Here is a 15,049-nt window from a genome sequence, read left to right on the forward strand (position 1 = left end):
CCTCAGCTCCTACAGAGATCCCGCCCCATGCCCCGCCTACCCACCGCCATCAACCTGCACAAAGCCTCGAAAACCCTCGCCCTCACCTACGCCCCCGGCGAGGTCTACCAACTGCCCGCCGAATTCCTGCGCGTGCACTCGCCCTCCGCCGAGGTCCAGGGCCACGGCAAACCCATCCTCCAGTTCGGCAAGATCAACGTCGGCCTCGTCGGTGTGGAACCGGCCGGCCAATATGCACTGAAATTGATCTTCGACGACGGCCATGACAGCGGATTGTTCACCTGGGAATACCTCGAGCAACTCAGCCTGCGCCAGGCCGAGCTGTGGGCCGACTATCTCGACGAGCTGCGCAAGGCCGGCAAATCCCGCGATCCTGCCGAATCTGTGGTCAAGCTGATGCTCTAGCGCAAGGATTGTCATGTTTAGAGCGCATTTTCTAATTTGCTCTGCTTGAATGGCTTGATGCCAGCCAGGGTTTGGGCTGTCTTGCGCAATACATGAAAGTCGGGTAACCAATGGAGCTGGCAAGCTCCCTGCATTGCATTCAGGCAAGCAGGGCCGAGCCGGTTGTTGTAGAGGTCGCGAGCGAAAGCAGGCTGTCTTCACACGCAGAATCCCCCGCAGCTCATCACCACTACGCATCCGCTCGCCGCAGCGCTGTTCCTTATCACTGGTCACCCGAGCGATCTGTACCGGCATGTGCTGTGTATCTGCCTCAGCCAGCCGGTACTCGTCTCAGGACAACGGAGCGTCGTAGATGAGTAACAAGAACAACGATGACTTGCAGCGCCAGGCCTCGGAAAACACCCTGGGCCTGAACCCGATCATCGGCATTCGCCGCAAGGACCTGCTCAGCACGGCGCGCACAGTGCTGCGCCAGGCCATTCGCCAGCCGCTGCACAGTGCCAAACACGTCGCCCACTTTGGCCTGGAGCTGAAAAACGTGCTGCTGGGCAAGTCCAGCCTGCAACCGGCCGGTGACGACCGCCGCTTCAATGACCCAGCCTGGCAACAAAACCCGCTGTACCGACGCTACCTGCAGACCTACCTGGCCTGGCGCCAGGAGCTCAACGACTGGATCAGCACCAGCGACCTGTCGCCACAGGACATCAGCCGCGGCCAGTTCGTCATCGGCCTGATGACCGAGGCCATGTCGCCGACCAATACCCTGTCCAACCCGCAAGCGGTCAAACGCTTCTTCGAAACCGGCGGCAAGAGCCTGCTCGATGGCATGTCCAACCTGGCCAAGGACATGGTCAGCAATGGCGGCATGCCCAGCCAGGTCAACAAGGACGCGTTCGAGGTCGGCAAGAACCTCGGCACCAGCGAAGGCGCAGTGGTGTTTCGCAACGACGTGCTCGAGCTGATCCAGTACCGGCCGATCACCGAACAAGTGCACGCCCGGCCGTTGCTGGTGGTGCCGCCGCAGATCAACAAGTTCTATGTCTTCGACCTGAGCCCGGACAAGAGCCTGGCGCGCTTTTGCCTGCGCTCGCACCAGCAGACCTTCATCATCAGCTGGCGCAACCCAACCAAGACCCAGCGCGAATGGGGCCTGTCGACCTACATCGACGCGCTCAAGGAAGCGGTCGACGCGGTGCTGGCGATCACCGGCAGCAAGGACCTGAACATGCTCGGGGCCTGTTCCGGCGGCATCACCTGCACCGCGCTGGTCGGCCACTATGCCGCGCTCGGCGAGAACAAGGTCAACGCCCTGACCCTGCTGGTGAGCGTGCTCGACACCACCATGGACAACCAGGTCGCGCTGTTTGTCGACGAACAGACTCTGGAGTCGGCCAAGCGCCACTCCTACCAGGCCGGCGTGCTCGAAGGCAGCGACATGGCCAAGGTGTTTGCCTGGATGCGCCCCAACGACCTGATCTGGAACTACTGGGTCAACAACTACCTGCTCGGCAACGAGCCGCCGGTGTTCGACATCCTGTTCTGGAACAACGACACCACGCGCCTGCCGGCGGCCTTCCACGGCGACCTGATCGAGATGTTCAAGAACAACCCGCTGACCCGCCCGCAAGCGCTGGAAGTGTGCGGCACGGCCATCGACCTCAAGCAGGTCAAATGCGATATCTACAGCCTGGCCGGCACCGCCGACCACATCACGCCATGGCAGGCCTGCTACCGCTCGGCGCATCTGTTCGGTGGCAAGATCGAGTTCGTGCTGTCGAGCAGCGGTCATATCCAGAGCATTCTCAACCCGCCGGGCAACCCCAAGGCGCGCTTCATGACCGGCGAAGATCGCCCGGACAGCCCGCTGGCCTGGCAGGAAAATGCCATCAAGCACGCCGACTCCTGGTGGCTGCACTGGCAAGCCTGGCTCGGCGAGCGTGCGGGCGAGCTGAAAAAAGCGCCAGCGCGGCTGGGCAATCGGGCCTATGTCGCCGGCGAAGCTGCACCGGGCACTTACGTTCACGAACGTTGAGCATGACCGCCACGGCCTTGCGCCGTGGCGCTTCGTTCCTCACAGAGTTTCGCGCATGCCGCAACCCTATGTATTTCGCACCGTCGAGCTGGACGACCAGTCCATCCGCACGGCGGTTCGCCCAGGCAAGCCGCACCTGACGCCATTGCTGATCTTCAACGGCATCGGTGCCAACCTTGAGCTGGTGTTTCCATTCATCGAGGCGCTGGATCCGGACCTCGAAGTGATCGCCTTCGACGTACCCGGCGTCGGCGGCTCATCGACGCCGCGCCAGCCATATCGCTTTCCTGGCCTGGCCAAGCTGACGGCGCGCATGCTCGACTACCTCGACTACGGCCAGGTCAACGTCATCGGTGTGTCCTGGGGCGGCGCCCTCGCCCAGCAATTCGCCCATGATTACCCGGAGCGCTGCAAGAAGCTGGTGCTGGCGGCCACGGCGGCCGGCGCGGTGATGGTGCCGGGCAAGCCCAAGGTGCTGTGGATGATGGCCAGCCCGCGGCGTTACGTGCAGCCATCCCATGTGATCCGCATCGCGCCGCTGATCTACGGAGGCGCGTTTCGCCGCGACCCGGAACTGGCCGCCCGGCATGCCGCCAAGGTGCGCTCGGGCGGCAAGCTCGGCTATTACTGGCAGCTGTTCGCCGGCCTTGGCTGGACCAGCATCCACTGGCTGCACAAGATCAGCCAGCCGACCCTGGTGCTGGCCGGTGACGACGACCCGCTGATCCCGCTGATCAACATGCGCCTGCTGGCCTGGCGTATCCCCAACGCCCAGTTGCACATCATCGACGACGGCCACCTGTTCCTGATTACCCGGGCCGAAGCGGTGGCGCCGATCATCATGAAGTTTCTCGAGCAGGAACGGCAGCGCGCACGGATGCACCCGCGCCCCGCCAGCGGCACCTAGTTACGCCTGTGCATCTGGCGCTGGGCGGGCAGTGACGCCGCGACCGCGCTGGTGCAACCGACGCCATCACAACGAGGGAGTGTTGTCATGCAAGAAAAGCCGGCCAAAGGCAACTCACCCGCCCCGGTCACGGTGATGAATGTGCAGAACGCCATCACCGGCCTGCGCGGTCGCGATCTGATTTCGACCCTGCGCCAGGTTGGCCGCCAGGGCCTGCGCGATCCGCTGCACACGGCCCGCCACCTGTTCGCCCTGGGCAGCCAGCTGGGCCGGGTGATGCTCGGCGACTCGCCACTGCAGCCGCACCCGCGCGACACCCGCTTTGCTGACCCGACCTGGCAGGACAACCCGCTGTACCGACGCGGCCTGCAGGCGTATCTGGCCTGGCAGAAACAATCGCGGCTGTGGATCGAGCACAGCTCCCTGTCGGCTGATGATCGCGCCCGCGCGCAGTTTCTACTGAACCAGATCAACGACGCTTTGGCGCCGAGCAACTCACTGCTCAACCCGCTGGCGGTCAAAGAGCTGCTCAATACCGGTGGGCAGAGCCTGCTACGCGGTCTTGGCCAGCTGCTTGACGACCTGCGCCACAACGACGGCATGCCGCGCCAGGTCGACCAGAACGCCTTTGCCGTGGGTGGCAACGTGGCCACCACGCCCGGCGCGGTGGTGTTTCGCAACGAGCTGTTGGAGCTGATCCAGTACCAGCCGATGAGCGAGCAACAGCATGCGCGACCGCTGCTGATCGTGCCGCCGCAGATCAACAAGTACTACATTTTCGACCTCAGTCCAGGCAACAGCTTCGTCCAGTACATGCTCAAGAACGGCCTGCAGGTGTTCATGGTCAGCTGGCGCAACCCCGAACCGCGCCATCGCGAATGGGGCCTGTCGAGCTACGTGCAGGCGCTGGAAGAAGCGCTCAACGCTTGCCGCAGCATCTCCGGCAACCGCGACCCGAACCTGCTCGGCGCCTGCGCCGGCGGCCTGACCATGGCGGCCTTGCAAGGCCATCTGCAGGCCAAAAAACAACTACGCAGGGTACGCAGCGCGACCTATCTGGTGAGCTTGCTCGACAGCCAGTTCGACAGCCCGGCCAGCCTGTTTGCCGACGAGCAGACCGTCGAAGCTGCCAAGCGCCGCTCCTATCAGCGCGGTGTGCTCGATGGCGCCGAAGTGGCGCGGATCTTTGCCTGGATGCGGCCCAACGACCTGGTCTGGAATTACTGGGTCAACAACTACCTGCTCGGCAAGGCTCCGCCGGCCTTCGACATCCTCTACTGGAACGCCGACAGCACGCGGCTGCCGGCGGCGCTGCATGGCGACCTGCTGGACTTCTTCAAGCACAACCCATTGGCCCACGCCGATGGCCTGGAGGTGTGCGGCACGCCGATCAATCTCAAGCAGGTCGAACTGGACAGCTTTCATGTTGCCGGCAGCAACGATCACATCACCCCATGGGATGCGGTGTACCGCTCGGCGCTGCTGGTCGGCGGCAAGCAGCGGTTCGTGCTGGCCAACAGCGGTCATATCCAGAGCATCATCAACCCGCCCGGCAACCCCAAGGCCTACTACCTCGATAACCCACGCCTGAGCAGCGACCCACGCGCCTGGTTCCACGATGCCAAGCGCAGCGAAGGCAGTTGGTGGCCACTGTGGCTGGAGTGGATCGTCGAGCGCTCGGGGCCGTTGAAGGCTCCGCGCACTACGTTGGGCAACACCACCTATCCACCCCTGGCGCCGGCACCTGGCACTTACGTATTGGTGCGCTGACTCGATGAAGACCCGTGACCGTATCCTTGAATGTGCCCTGCAGTTGTTCAACCAGCAGGGCGAACCGAATGTGTCGACGCTGGAAATCGCCAATGAGCTGGGGATCAGCCCGGGCAACCTGTACTACCACTTCCACGGCAAGGAGCCGTTGGTCAACGGCCTGTTCGAGCGCTTCGAAGAGGCACTGATGCCACTGCTCGACCCGCCGCTGGACGTGCGCCTCGAGGCCGAGGACTACTGGCTGTTCCTCCACCTGATCGTCGAGCGCATGGCCCAGTACCGTTTTCTGTTTCAGGACCTGTCGAACCTGACCGGGCGCCTGCCCAAGCTGGCCCGCGGCATGCGCAACCTGATCAACGCGATCAAACGCACCCTGGCGGCGCTGCTGGCCAGCCTCAAGGCGCACGGGCAGGTCACCAGTGAAACCCAGGCATTGGGGCAGTTGGTCGAGCAGATCACCATGACCTTGATGTTCTCGCTGGATTATCAGCGCGTGATCGGCCGGGCGGCGGATGTGGGCGTGGTGGTGTATCAGGTGATGATGCTGGTGGCACCGCACCTGCAGTTGCCCGCACGGCGTGCGGCGGAGCAGTTGGCGATGAAGTACCTGGAAAGTTGATGCACGCCGGCAAGGCCAACGCGGGGCAGGCAGCAGCGGTAATTCGCCAATGCCTGACCCGCGCTGACATCACTCCGGGCTAGCGGCGTTCAGCGGCGCCGACGGGGTGTCGCCAGTGCTGGTCGCAGCAGGTGCCGAGCTTGAGGCTGGTGCCGCAGCTGGTTTGGCGGCTGCCGGTTTGGCCGGTGCTTTTTTCACCGCAGGTTTTTTCGCTGCGGAAGGCTTGGCTGCAGCTTTGGCGGCGGGCTTGGCCGCTGCTGGTTTGGCTGTAGCGGCCTTGGCTGCAGGTTTGGCCGCTGCGGTTTTAGCTGCTGGCTTGGCTGCTGTCGGTTTGGCTGCGGGCTTGGCGGCGGCGGTTTTCGCCGGCGCCTTGGCCAACGGTTTGGCAGCAGACTTGCTCGCGGCAGGCTTGCTAGCGGCCGCCTTGGACACAGGCGCTACCGAAGCGCCGGTCAGCTTCTCGATCTGTTTGGTCAGCGTATCGACCTGCTGGTGCAGGGCCTTGATCTCGTTGCGGCTCGGTACGCCGAGGCGCGAGATGGCGCTGTTGAGGCGTTTGTCGAAGGCTTCTTCCAGCTCGCCCCACTTGCCCAAAGCGCGTTCCTTGACATCGGCAACCCGCGAATTAGTCGCCGATTTGGCGTCGTCAGCGGCCGAATCAACCGTCTTCTTCGCCTGCTTCTCGGCCTTTTCGCCGTCCTTCACCAGCGAATCGAACAGCTTGGGGCCGTCCTGGTCGACCTTGGAGTAGATCCCCAGGCCCGCCAGCCAGATCTTGCGCGAGTACTTCTCGATCCCGCCGATCCAGGAGCCGCTTTCTTTGTCAGTATTCTTCTTGCCAGCCATCCTGCTCTCCTTATGGTTTGCGCGCGGCGCGCTCGAGCAACTCGTGCAGTTGATCAAGCTTGATGGACAACGCCTCAACGTCATGTTTAGACGGAATGCCCAGGCGATTCAAGCCGCGAGCGACCCGCGTGTCGAAAGCTTTTTCGATCTTGTCCAGCTGCACCTCGACCTTGCCACGCACGCGGCTGACTTCGGCACCGGCTTCATCGAGCTGGTCGTTGGCGGCGTCGAGTTTGTTGTCGAGGGTTTTCTTGCCGCGCTTTTCCACCCCTTCGCCGGCCTTGACCAGCTCCTTGAGGTAGTCGCTGCCTTCCTGGCCAACGCGGGCGTAGGCGCCCAGGCCTGCCAGCCAGATCTTGCGGGCGTAGCTACGCACTTCGCCCAGGGTGCCCTGGGCCTCGTCCTGGGTTCTCTTCAAAATAGTCTTGGCCATGCTCTGCACCTCTCGCTCATAGGGGATGGAGGAACCGCCCATGGAAGTCGGGCTTGAGCATAAGGTAGGGGGAAAAATTAGAATCCTCACCCTAAGCATTGGAGAATGTCGGGGGGCGCTTTGCGCCCCTTTCCGACCGGTCCGGCGCCCCGGCAAGGCCGCTCCTACAGAAAACGCAATCCCCTGTAGGAGCGGCCTTGTGTCGCGATTGGAGCGCAAAGCGCTCCCAAAAATAGCAGCCCCAACTCAGGCCAAGGCTTTATCCAGCGCCCGCTCGATCTCGCTACGAATGGTCCCGCTCATCATCGACATCATGATCCCAAGCTTCAGTTGCACACGGATCAGATCATCGCCGATCTCGACGCTGCCCTTGGCGCCGCTGCGCGAAACCTCGACCCGGTCACCCTGCCAGTTGGCTTCCAGGCCGTATTCGCGGGTCAGCTTGTCGACCAGCGCCTCGGCCTTGGCGCGGGCGGCTTCGCGGCCGAGGGCGTGTTTGCGTTCAACGCTGATCTGGGTCATGCGGGCAATCCTGGATATAAAGACAATGGCGCCATTATGCCCGCCCCTGCCCGAGGGCACACCCCGCCAAGACAAATCCGCCCATTGCCCCTAGAATGGCGATACTTTTTTCCGGTGATGCGATATGAACGACCAGCGCAAAGGCGAACACGCCGAACCCACCACTCATTTCGGCTACAAAGATGTGCCAGAAAGCCAGAAAGCGAAGAAAGTCGCCGAGGTTTTCCACTCCGTAGCCGCCAAATACGACCTGATGAACGACGTGCTGTCGGGCGGCATGCACCGCCTGTGGAAGCGCTTCACCATCGAGCTGTCCGGTGTGCGCAGTGGCAACCGGGTGCTGGATATCGCCGGTGGTACTGGCGACCTGGCGGCCAAGTTCTCGCGCCTGGTCGGCCCGACTGGCCAGGTCGTGCTGGCCGACATCAACGAGTCGATGCTCAAGGTCGGCCGTGACCGCCTGCTCGACCGTGGCGTTGCCGGCAACATCGAATTCGTCCAGGCCGACGCTGAAAAGCTGCCGTTCCCGGACAACCACTTCGACTGCGTGACCATCGCCTTCGGCCTGCGCAACGTTACCCACAAGGACGATGCCATCCGCTCCATGCTGCGCGTGCTCAAGCCCGGTGGCCGCCTGCTGGTGCTGGAGTTCTCCAAGCCGACCAGCAAGCTGATGTCCAAGGCCTACGACGCCTACTCGTTCGCCTTCATGCCGCTGGCCGGCAAGCTGATCACCAATGACTCGGAAAGCTACCGTTACCTGGCCGAGTCGATCCGCATGCACCCCGATCAGGAAACGCTCAAGGCGATGATGGTCGATGCCGGTTTCGACCGCGTCACCTATCACAACATGACCAGCGGTATCGTCGCCGTGCACCGGGGGATCAAACCCTGATGTTGCTGGCCGGGCTGCTCGCCAGCGTCGAGCATGGCCTCAACCGCGTCCTGCGCCTGGACAGCACGGCCTTGCCGCGGCTGGCCGCGCTGGAAGGCAAGGTGATCGCCATCGACTGCCTGCAGCCGGCCCTGCAGCTGTACATCCTGCTCGATGAAGATGGCCTGTTGCTGGCCGCGCACTGGGAAAGCGAGGCCGACTGCACTCTGCGCGCACCGGCCGGCAGCCTGATCCAGTTGGCCGTGGCCAAGGACAAGACTGCTGTACTGCACAGCCCTCAGGTCCAGTTGCACGGCGACAGCGCCGTACTGCTCGACCTCGTCGCCATACTGCAAGACCTCGAGCTGGACTGGGAGTATGAGCTGTCGCGTTGGCTGGGCCCGGTGCCCACCGCCCTGCTCGCCGGCCATCTGCGCCTGCGTGCACGCTGGACCCGGCAGGGCCTGGCGCGCTTCAGCCAGAACCTCTCCGAGTACCTTGCCGAAGAATCCCGTACCCTGGTCGGCCGCCGCGAAGCCGAGGCCGCATTCAGCGAGCTCGACCGCGTCAAGGTCGATGTCGAACGCCTCGAGGCGCGCATCCGCCGCCTTGCCCGATCCCTTGATACCAGCGATAAAGCATGAAGTTGCTCGCCGTCCGCCGCCTGTTTCGTATCCAGCGTGTAGTGATTCGCTACCGCCTCGATGACATTCTGTTCGAGCAACCGCTGCCCTGGTGGCTGATGAGCCTGCGTCTGCTCATGCCCTGGCGCTGGCTGCCGCGCAAGCCCTCGCCGCTCAGCCGCGGCGCACGGGTGCGCCTGGCCTTGCAGGACCTGGGGCCGATCTTCATCAAGTTCGGCCAGTTGCTGTCGACCCGCCGCGACCTGCTGCCAAGCGACGTCGCCGACGAGCTGATGTTGCTGCAGGACCGCGTGCCGCCATTCGACCCGCAAAAAGCAGTGGCGCTGATCGAAGCGCAACTGGGCGCCAAGGTCAGTGAAGTGTTCAGCCGCTTCGACGTCGAGCCACTGGCCTCGGCCTCGGTCGCCCAGGTCCACAGCGCACGCCTGAAAACCGGTGAAGAGGTGGTGGTCAAGGTGGTGCGCCCTGGCCTCAAGCCGATCATCGCCCAGGACCTGGCCTGGCTGTTCCTGATCGCCAAGGGCGCCGAGCGGTTGTCCGCCGATGCCCGCCGCCTGCACCCGGTGGAAGTGGTCGGCGACTATGAAAAAACCATTTATGACGAGCTCGACCTGCTCCGCGAGGCGGCCAACTCGAGCCAGCTGCGGCGCAACTTCGAAGGCTCCGATCTGATGTACGTGCCGCAAGTGTATTGGGACCTGTGCCGGCCCAAGGTGCTGGTGATGGAGCGCATCTATGGCGTGCCGGTCACCGACATGGCGGCCCTGGCCGACCAGCGCACCGACATGAAGCTGCTTGCCGAGCGTGGCGTCGAGGTGTTCTTCACCCAGGTGTTCCGCGACAGTTTCTTCCATGCCGACATGCACCCAGGCAACATCTTCGTCAGCACGGTCAAGCCGTGGAGCCCGCAATACATCGCCATCGACTGCGGTATCGTCGGCAGCCTCACCGCCGAAGACCAGGACTACCTGGCGCGCAACCTGATCGCCTTCTTCCGCCGTGATTATCGCCGTGTAGCCGAGCTGCACATCGACTCCGGCTGGGTCCCGGCGCACACCAAGGTCAATGAATTCGAAGCGGCGATCCGCACCGTGTGCGAGCCGATCTTCGAGAAGCCGCTGAAAGACATCTCGTTTGGCCAGGTGCTGATGCGCCTGTTCCAGACCGCGCGGCGCTTCAACATGGAAGTCCAGCCGCAGCTGGTACTGCTGCAAAAGACCCTGCTCAACATCGAAGGCCTGGGCCGTCAGCTGTACCCGGAGCTGGACCTGTGGAGCACAGCCAAGCCGTTTCTGGAGCGCTGGATGCGCGAGCGCATGAGCCCCAAGGCGGTGCTGGGCAATATCTACAGCCAGGCCGAGCAACTGCCGCACCTGGCCGACATGACCCGCGACCTGCTCGAGCGGCTGTCGCAACCGCACCTGCACGACCCGCAGATGCCCGAGCGGCGCCGGAATGGCGACCAATGGGCGCTGCGCCTGCTCGGTGCCGGCCTGCTCGCCGGTGGCGCCATCCTTGCCACGGGCGCCGTCAACCTGGGTGCGCCAGCGGCGTGGCCGGCCTGGTTGATGCTCAGCGCCGGGCTGTACCTGGTGGTACGCCGATAGCCAGCCACGCTGCTGGCTGGCACACTAACGCAACAGGCCCGGTAGCGGAGCGGGCCCGGTTTTGGAGTCGACGATGAAAGACTGGCTGGACGAGATCAAGTGGGACAGCGATGGCCTGGTGCCGGCAATTGCCCAGGACCATAAAAGCGGTCGCGTACTGATGATGGCCTGGATGAACCGCGAAGCGCTGGCCCTGACTGCCGCCGAAAACCGTGCTATCTACTGGTCGCGCTCGCGTGGCAAGCTGTGGCGCAAGGGTGAAGAATCCGGCCATGTGCAGAAGCTGCACGAGATGCGCCTGGACTGCGACGCCGACGTGATCATCCTGATGGTCGAGCAACTGGGCCATATCGCTTGCCACACAGGCCGCGAAAGCTGCTTCTACCGCGTCTTCGAGAATGGCCAATGGGTCATCGTCGACCCGGTTTTGAAAGATCCCGATGCAATTTACCGCGCAGGCCACTGACATGAGCGATACCCTGACCCGTCTTGCCGAAGTACTGGAGGCCCGCAAAGGCGCGGCCCCGGACAGCTCCTACGTTGCCAGCCTCTATCACAAGGGTTTGAACAAGATCCTCGAGAAGGTCGGTGAAGAGTCGGTCGAGGCCATCATTGCTGCCAAGGACGCTGAGCACAGCGGCGACTGCAGTGATGTCATCTACGAAACAGCGGACTTGTGGTTCCATAGCCTGGTGATGCTTTCGGCACTGGGGCAACATCCGCAGGCGGTGCTGGATGAGCTGGACCGCCGCTTTGGGTTGTCCGGGCATGATGAGAAGGCAGCGCGGCAGCCTTCGGCCTGATAGTGATGCACTGATTGATGGGGCTGCCTTGCAGCCTGTTCCGACCGATCCGGCGCCCCGGCAAGGCCGCTCCTGCAAGGAGCGTATTGGCGAAGCCGACACACCTTTTTCAGGAGTACAAAATGGGTATTTTTGACTGGAAACACTGGATCGTCCTGCTTGTCGTGGTGGTCCTGGTGTTCGGCACCAAGAAGCTGAAAAACTTCGGCGGTGACCTCGGTGAGTCGATCAAGGGCTTTCGCAAGGCCATGAGCGACGAAGAACACAAACCTGCCGAGCAGACTCCGCCGCCGGTGCAACCGATGCAGCCGGTGCCGCCAACCCAGCAGCCCCATACCACCGCGCCGCTGACTCAACCGCACACCACCCTCGAGGGCCAGGCCCAGCCGGTCCAAGAGCCGCAGCGGAAAGACTGACCCATGTTTGGCATCAGCTTCAGCGAGTTGCTGCTCGTCGGCCTGGTCGCCCTGGTGGTGCTCGGCCCCGAGCGCCTGCCCGGCGCCGCGCGTACCGCGGGGCTGTGGATCGGCCGGCTCAAGCGCAGCTTCAACAGCATCAAGATGGAAGTCGAGCGCGAAATCGGCGCCGACGACATCCGCCGTCAGCTGCACAACGAGCACATCCTGTCGATGGAGCAGGAGGCCCGGCGCATCCTCAACCCACAGGCAGAGCCGCCCAAGCCGGCCCAACCGCCGGTAGACGCTGGCGCGCCGATCGTGCCGCTGGCAGAGCCGCCAGCCGCAGCGCAAGCCCCTACCGCAGTGCCCGCCGAGCCGAGCACGCCTGTTGCCCCGGCCGCCATCCCTGAGCCGCCCCAGACGCCACGAGCCCCATGAGCGATAGACCGGACCACGACCAGCCGATGCCGCTGGTTTCGCACCTGACCGAACTGCGGACACGCCTGCTGCGTTGTATCGCAGTGATCTTCCTGATCTTTGCCGGGCTGTTCTCGTTTGCCCAGCAGATCTACACCCTGGTCTCGGCGCCGCTGCGCGATCACCTGCCGGCCAACGCGACGATGATCGCCACCGACGTGGCCTCGCCGTTCCTGACGCCGTTCAAGCTGACCATGATCGTTTCGCTGTTCCTGGCGATTCCGGTGATCCTCCATCAGATCTGGGGCTTCATCGCCCCGGGCCTGTATCGCCATGAAAAGCGCATCGCCATCCCGCTGCTGGTCTCTAGCATCGTGCTGTTCTATGCCGGCATGGCCTTCGCCTACTTCCTGGTGTTCCCGCTGATTTTCGGCTTCTTCGCCAGCGCCACCCCGGAAGGGGTGTCGATGATGACCGACATCGCCAGCTACCTTGATTTCGTCATGACCCTGTTCTTCGCCTTCGGCGTAGCGTTCGAGATCCCGGTTGCAGTGGTGTTGCTGGTGTGGATCGGCGTGGTCGACGTCAGGTACCTGCGCAAGATCCGCCCCTACGTGATCATCGGCTGCTTCGTGGTCGGCATGGTCCTGACTCCGCCGGATATCTTCTCGCAGACCCTGCTGGCCGTGCCGATGTGGTTGCTGTTCGAAATCGGCGTGCTCTGTGGTGGCCTGATCCGCAAACGTGGGCCGCTCGAAGAGCCCGCTGCCGACGATCCGGAAGACCAGCCGCCAGCGACCCAGCCATGAACCTGCTGCTGCTTGAACAGGCCGACTTCATCGCGGCCGACCGCGTCGTGCTGGCTGATCGGCGCTTCACCCACATGCAAGAGATCCACCGCGTTGCCGTGGGCGACACCCTGCGCGTGGGCCAGATCGATGGGCTGATGGGCCAGGCCAGTGTAGTTCGCCTGGAGGGCCACGAAGCCGAACTGCAGGTCAGCTTTGACCAGCAGCCGCCGACCAAGCTGCCATTGACCCTTGTCCTTGCCGTGCCGCGGCCGAAGATGCTGCGCCGGCTGTTCCAGACCATCGCCACCCTCGGCGTGCCACGGCTGATCCTGCTCAACAGCTACAAGGTCGAGAAAAGCTTCTGGCAAACGCCGTTTCTCACCCCCGAGGCAATCCGCGAAAACCTCATCCTCGGCCTGGAACAGGCGCGCGATACGGTGCTGCCGGAAGTCATCATCGAGAAGCGCTTCAAGCCGTTCGTCGAAGACCGGCTACCGGCCATCGCCGCCGATACCCTGGGCCTGGTTGGCCATCCCGGCGACTACCCGGCCTGCCCTCGCGCCGTGCAGCAGCCGGTAACCCTGGCAATCGGCCCGGAAGGCGGCTGGATCCCCTACGAAGTCGACCTGCTGGCCAAGGCCGGCCTGCAACCGGTCCAATTGGGTGCACGTATTCTGCGCGTCGAAACGGCCGTCACCGCCCTCCTTTCTCGGATTTTCTGACTGATCGGTCAGAACTTTTCCGTCAAGTTTCCCCGGCCAAGGCCGATGGCCTGAGCAGCACAAGAAAAATCTGCAGCGCCAACGCCGGGGGAGTCGAACATGTTCCAGTGGGTTACCCAGTCTCTGGGAAATATGAGTGTAAGCCGCAAGCTCGGCTTTGGTTTTGGCCTGGTCCTGTTGCTGACCCTGGCGATCACCTTGACTGGCTGGTCCGGTATCAACGGCGTTACCTCGCGCGGCGACAAGCTGGGCAACATCTCGGTGATCCATCAGTACACCCAGGAACTGCGTATTGCTCGCCAGCAGTACGAGCGTGACCGCGACGAAAAAGGCGTCGCCGCGCTGGAAACAGCCTTGGGCAACCTGGACCGCCAGGTACAACTGATGCTCGGCCAGATCGAGCAGCCCGCCGACGTGCAGCGTCTTGAGCAGCAACGTGAGGCAGTGCGCCAGTATCAACAAGCCTTCGCTGACATCCGCCAGGCCGGCCAGCGCCGCGATGCCAGCCGCAGCGTGCTCGGCGACAGCGCCGACAAGGCCGCTGCACTGATCAGCCAGGTCCAGCAGCGCCTGCTGGCGGCCGGCGATGTCAGCCAGTACCAACACGCCGTCGAGGTCAGCGCCCTGCTGCAGCAGGCACGCTTCCAGGTGCGCGGTTACACCTACAGCGGTAAACCTGAATTCCAGCAGACCGCCCTGACGGCCATCGACCAGGCTCTGGCCGTGCTCAAGGCGCTACCGGCCAAGCTGCCGGCTGAATATGCCGCAAGCCTGGATGACGCCTCGGCTGCGCTGGCCGCCTACCGCGATGCGGTCAACCAGTTTGCCAGTGCCCAGACCGCCGCCGAGCAGGCCCTGCAGCGCATGACCGAACAAGGCGCTGTGCTGATCGACACCAGCAAGCAGATGACCAGCTCGCAAACCGAGGTGCGCGACCAAGGCACGCAGCAAGCCAAGACCCTGCTCGCCGGCGCCACCGCGTTGGCCCTGTTGCTCGGCCTGATCGCGGCATGGGCCATCACCCGCCAGATCGTTATACCACTGCGCTACACCCTGACCGCAGCAGAACGGGTGGCCAGCGGCGACCTCAGCCAGAACCTGCAGATCGACCGTCGCGATGAACTCGGCCAGTTGCAGGCCAGCATGCAGCGCATGACTGTGAGCCTGCGCGAGCTGATCGGCGGGATCGGCGACGGCGTCACCCAGATCGCCAGTGCGGCTGAAGAGCTGTCGGCAGTCACCGAGCAGACCAGCGCCGG

General features: G+C 63.6%; 17 protein-coding genes and 1 pseudogene. 15 read left to right on the forward strand and 3 right to left on the reverse strand.

The genetic code is table 11. The features are described 5' to 3' along the window. Positions 1–27 precede the first annotated feature (27 nt). From ACQZ2L_RS00725 to ACQZ2L_RS00745, 5 genes are all read left to right on the forward strand, one after another. A complete protein-coding gene (locus tag ACQZ2L_RS00725; RefSeq protein ID WP_430324328.1) occupies positions 28–405 on the forward strand; it encodes a gamma-butyrobetaine hydroxylase-like domain-containing protein in 378 nt (125 codons plus the stop codon). A gap of 352 nt (positions 406–757) precedes the next feature. Further along, a complete protein-coding gene (gene phaC, locus ACQZ2L_RS00730; protein WP_430324329.1) occupies positions 758–2,437 on the forward strand; it encodes a class II poly(R)-hydroxyalkanoic acid synthase in 1,680 nt (559 codons plus the stop codon). A 55-nt stretch (positions 2,438–2,492) separates the two neighbouring features. Continuing rightward, on the forward strand, positions 2,493–3,344 hold the full coding sequence (gene phaZ, locus ACQZ2L_RS00735) for a poly(3-hydroxyalkanoate) depolymerase (protein WP_101315704.1): 852 nt from the start codon (positions 2,493–2,495) through the stop codon (positions 3,342–3,344). Positions 3,345–3,431: 87 nt separating this feature from the next. Beyond that, complete coding sequence (gene phaC, locus ACQZ2L_RS00740) at positions 3,432–5,114, forward strand: class II poly(R)-hydroxyalkanoic acid synthase (RefSeq protein WP_430324330.1); 1,683 nt, start codon at positions 3,432–3,434, stop codon at positions 5,112–5,114. A gap of 4 nt (positions 5,115–5,118) precedes the next feature. Next, positions 5,119–5,733, forward strand: a complete 615-nt coding sequence (locus ACQZ2L_RS00745; protein ID WP_430324331.1) for a TetR/AcrR family transcriptional regulator — start codon at positions 5,119–5,121, stop codon at positions 5,731–5,733. A gap of 69 nt (positions 5,734–5,802) precedes the next feature. On the opposite strand, the gene ACQZ2L_RS00750 is transcribed toward ACQZ2L_RS00745, so the two are convergent. From ACQZ2L_RS00750 to ACQZ2L_RS00760, 3 genes are all read right to left on the reverse strand, one after another. After that, positions 5,803–6,579 carry a phasin family protein gene (locus tag ACQZ2L_RS00750; RefSeq protein ID WP_430324332.1) on the reverse strand — a complete coding sequence of 259 codons (777 nt, stop codon included), beginning with the start codon at positions 6,577–6,579 and terminating at the stop codon, positions 5,803–5,805. Between the two features lie 10 nt (positions 6,580–6,589). Further along, positions 6,590–7,012, reverse strand: a complete 423-nt coding sequence (locus tag ACQZ2L_RS00755) for a phasin family protein (RefSeq protein ID WP_430324333.1) — start codon at positions 7,010–7,012, stop codon at positions 6,590–6,592. A gap of 246 nt (positions 7,013–7,258) precedes the next feature. Further along, positions 7,259–7,534, reverse strand: coding sequence for a polyhydroxyalkanoic acid system family protein (locus ACQZ2L_RS00760; RefSeq protein ID WP_430324334.1), 276 nt, complete (start codon positions 7,532–7,534; stop codon positions 7,259–7,261). Positions 7,535–7,658: 124 nt separating this feature from the next. Here ACQZ2L_RS00760 and ubiE point away from each other — a divergent pair, with 124 nt between their 5' ends. From ubiE to ACQZ2L_RS00810, 10 genes and pseudogenes are all read left to right on the forward strand, one after another. Continuing rightward, on the forward strand, positions 7,659–8,429 hold the full coding sequence (ubiE, locus tag ACQZ2L_RS00765; RefSeq protein WP_101315691.1) for a bifunctional demethylmenaquinone methyltransferase/2-methoxy-6-polyprenyl-1,4-benzoquinol methylase UbiE: 771 nt from the start codon (positions 7,659–7,661) through the stop codon (positions 8,427–8,429). Beyond that, positions 8,429–9,052, forward strand: a complete 624-nt coding sequence (locus ACQZ2L_RS00770; RefSeq protein WP_430324335.1) for a ubiquinone biosynthesis accessory factor UbiJ — start codon at positions 8,429–8,431, stop codon at positions 9,050–9,052. Before ubiE ends, ACQZ2L_RS00770 begins: the two co-directional genes overlap by 1 nt. Continuing rightward, complete coding sequence (ubiB, locus tag ACQZ2L_RS00775) at positions 9,049–10,659, forward strand: ubiquinone biosynthesis regulatory protein kinase UbiB (protein ID WP_430324336.1); 1,611 nt, start codon at positions 9,049–9,051, stop codon at positions 10,657–10,659. The genes ACQZ2L_RS00770 and ubiB overlap by 4 nt, the downstream gene beginning before the upstream one ends. A gap of 73 nt (positions 10,660–10,732) precedes the next feature. Further along, complete coding sequence (hisI, locus tag ACQZ2L_RS00780) at positions 10,733–11,125, forward strand: phosphoribosyl-AMP cyclohydrolase (RefSeq protein WP_430324337.1); 393 nt, start codon at positions 10,733–10,735, stop codon at positions 11,123–11,125. A 1-nt stretch (position 11,126) separates the two neighbouring features. Beyond that, positions 11,127–11,462: a phosphoribosyl-ATP diphosphatase gene (locus tag ACQZ2L_RS00785; protein ID WP_430324338.1), complete on the forward strand. Its 336-nt coding sequence runs from the start codon at positions 11,127–11,129 to the stop codon at positions 11,460–11,462. A 122-nt stretch (positions 11,463–11,584) separates the two neighbouring features. Next, on the forward strand, positions 11,585–11,878 hold the full coding sequence (locus tag ACQZ2L_RS00790; protein WP_314876784.1) for a twin-arginine translocase TatA/TatE family subunit: 294 nt from the start codon (positions 11,585–11,587) through the stop codon (positions 11,876–11,878). Between the two features lie 3 nt (positions 11,879–11,881). Beyond that, positions 11,882–12,298, forward strand: coding sequence for a Sec-independent protein translocase protein TatB (gene tatB, locus ACQZ2L_RS00795; protein WP_430324339.1), 417 nt, complete (start codon positions 11,882–11,884; stop codon positions 12,296–12,298). Beyond that, the gene (gene tatC, locus ACQZ2L_RS00800; RefSeq protein WP_430324340.1) at positions 12,295–13,086 is read left to right on the forward strand and encodes a twin-arginine translocase subunit TatC; all 792 of its coding nucleotides are present in this window, start codon (positions 12,295–12,297) and stop codon (positions 13,084–13,086) included. The genes tatB and tatC overlap by 4 nt, the downstream gene beginning before the upstream one ends. Further along, positions 13,083–13,790 (forward strand): 16S rRNA (uracil(1498)-N(3))-methyltransferase, encoded by a 708-nt coding sequence (locus ACQZ2L_RS00805; protein WP_430324341.1) that lies wholly within the window; start codon positions 13,083–13,085, stop codon positions 13,788–13,790. Before tatC ends, ACQZ2L_RS00805 begins: the two co-directional genes overlap by 4 nt. Positions 13,791–13,922: 132 nt before the next feature. Next, a pseudogene (locus ACQZ2L_RS00810) lies at positions 13,923–14,951 on the forward strand (methyl-accepting chemotaxis protein); the annotation flags it as partial. Between the last annotated feature and the right edge of the window lie 98 nt (positions 14,952–15,049).

This window comes from Pseudomonas shirazensis (genome assembly GCF_050496565.1).
GTDB lineage: Bacteria > Pseudomonadota > Gammaproteobacteria > Pseudomonadales > Pseudomonadaceae > Aquipseudomonas > Aquipseudomonas shirazensis_A.

Bases quoted from the DNA above. Each gene is read 5' to 3' on its own strand.
- phaZ (WP_101315704.1), top strand. From the start codon at position 2,493: ATGCCGCAACCCTATGTATTTCGCACCGTCGAGCTGGACGACCAGTCC.
- ACQZ2L_RS00760 (WP_430324334.1), bottom strand. From the start codon at position 7,534: ATGACCCAGATCAGCGTTGAACGCAAACACGCCCTCGGCCGCGAAGCC.
- phaC (WP_430324329.1), top strand. From the start codon at position 758: ATGAGTAACAAGAACAACGATGACTTGCAGCGCCAGGCCTCGGAAAAC.
- ubiB (WP_430324336.1), top strand. From the start codon at position 9,049: ATGAAGTTGCTCGCCGTCCGCCGCCTGTTTCGTATCCAGCGTGTAGTG.
- ACQZ2L_RS00745 (WP_430324331.1), top strand. From the start codon at position 5,119: ATGAAGACCCGTGACCGTATCCTTGAATGTGCCCTGCAGTTGTTCAAC.
- ACQZ2L_RS00785 (WP_430324338.1), top strand. From the start codon at position 11,127: ATGAGCGATACCCTGACCCGTCTTGCCGAAGTACTGGAGGCCCGCAAA.
- ACQZ2L_RS00805 (WP_430324341.1), top strand. From the start codon at position 13,083: ATGAACCTGCTGCTGCTTGAACAGGCCGACTTCATCGCGGCCGACCGC.
- hisI (WP_430324337.1), top strand. From the start codon at position 10,733: ATGAAAGACTGGCTGGACGAGATCAAGTGGGACAGCGATGGCCTGGTG.
- ACQZ2L_RS00755 (WP_430324333.1), bottom strand. From the start codon at position 7,012: ATGGCCAAGACTATTTTGAAGAGAACCCAGGACGAGGCCCAGGGCACC.
- ubiE (WP_101315691.1), top strand. From the start codon at position 7,659: ATGAACGACCAGCGCAAAGGCGAACACGCCGAACCCACCACTCATTTC.
- tatB (WP_430324339.1), top strand. From the start codon at position 11,882: ATGTTTGGCATCAGCTTCAGCGAGTTGCTGCTCGTCGGCCTGGTCGCC.
- tatC (WP_430324340.1), top strand. From the start codon at position 12,295: ATGAGCGATAGACCGGACCACGACCAGCCGATGCCGCTGGTTTCGCAC.
- ACQZ2L_RS00750 (WP_430324332.1), bottom strand. From the start codon at position 6,579: ATGGCTGGCAAGAAGAATACTGACAAAGAAAGCGGCTCCTGGATCGGC.
- ACQZ2L_RS00770 (WP_430324335.1), top strand. From the start codon at position 8,429: ATGTTGCTGGCCGGGCTGCTCGCCAGCGTCGAGCATGGCCTCAACCGC.
- ACQZ2L_RS00790 (WP_314876784.1), top strand. From the start codon at position 11,585: ATGGGTATTTTTGACTGGAAACACTGGATCGTCCTGCTTGTCGTGGTG.
- ACQZ2L_RS00725 (WP_430324328.1), top strand. From the start codon at position 28: ATGCCCCGCCTACCCACCGCCATCAACCTGCACAAAGCCTCGAAAACC.
- phaC (WP_430324330.1), top strand. From the start codon at position 3,432: ATGCAAGAAAAGCCGGCCAAAGGCAACTCACCCGCCCCGGTCACGGTG.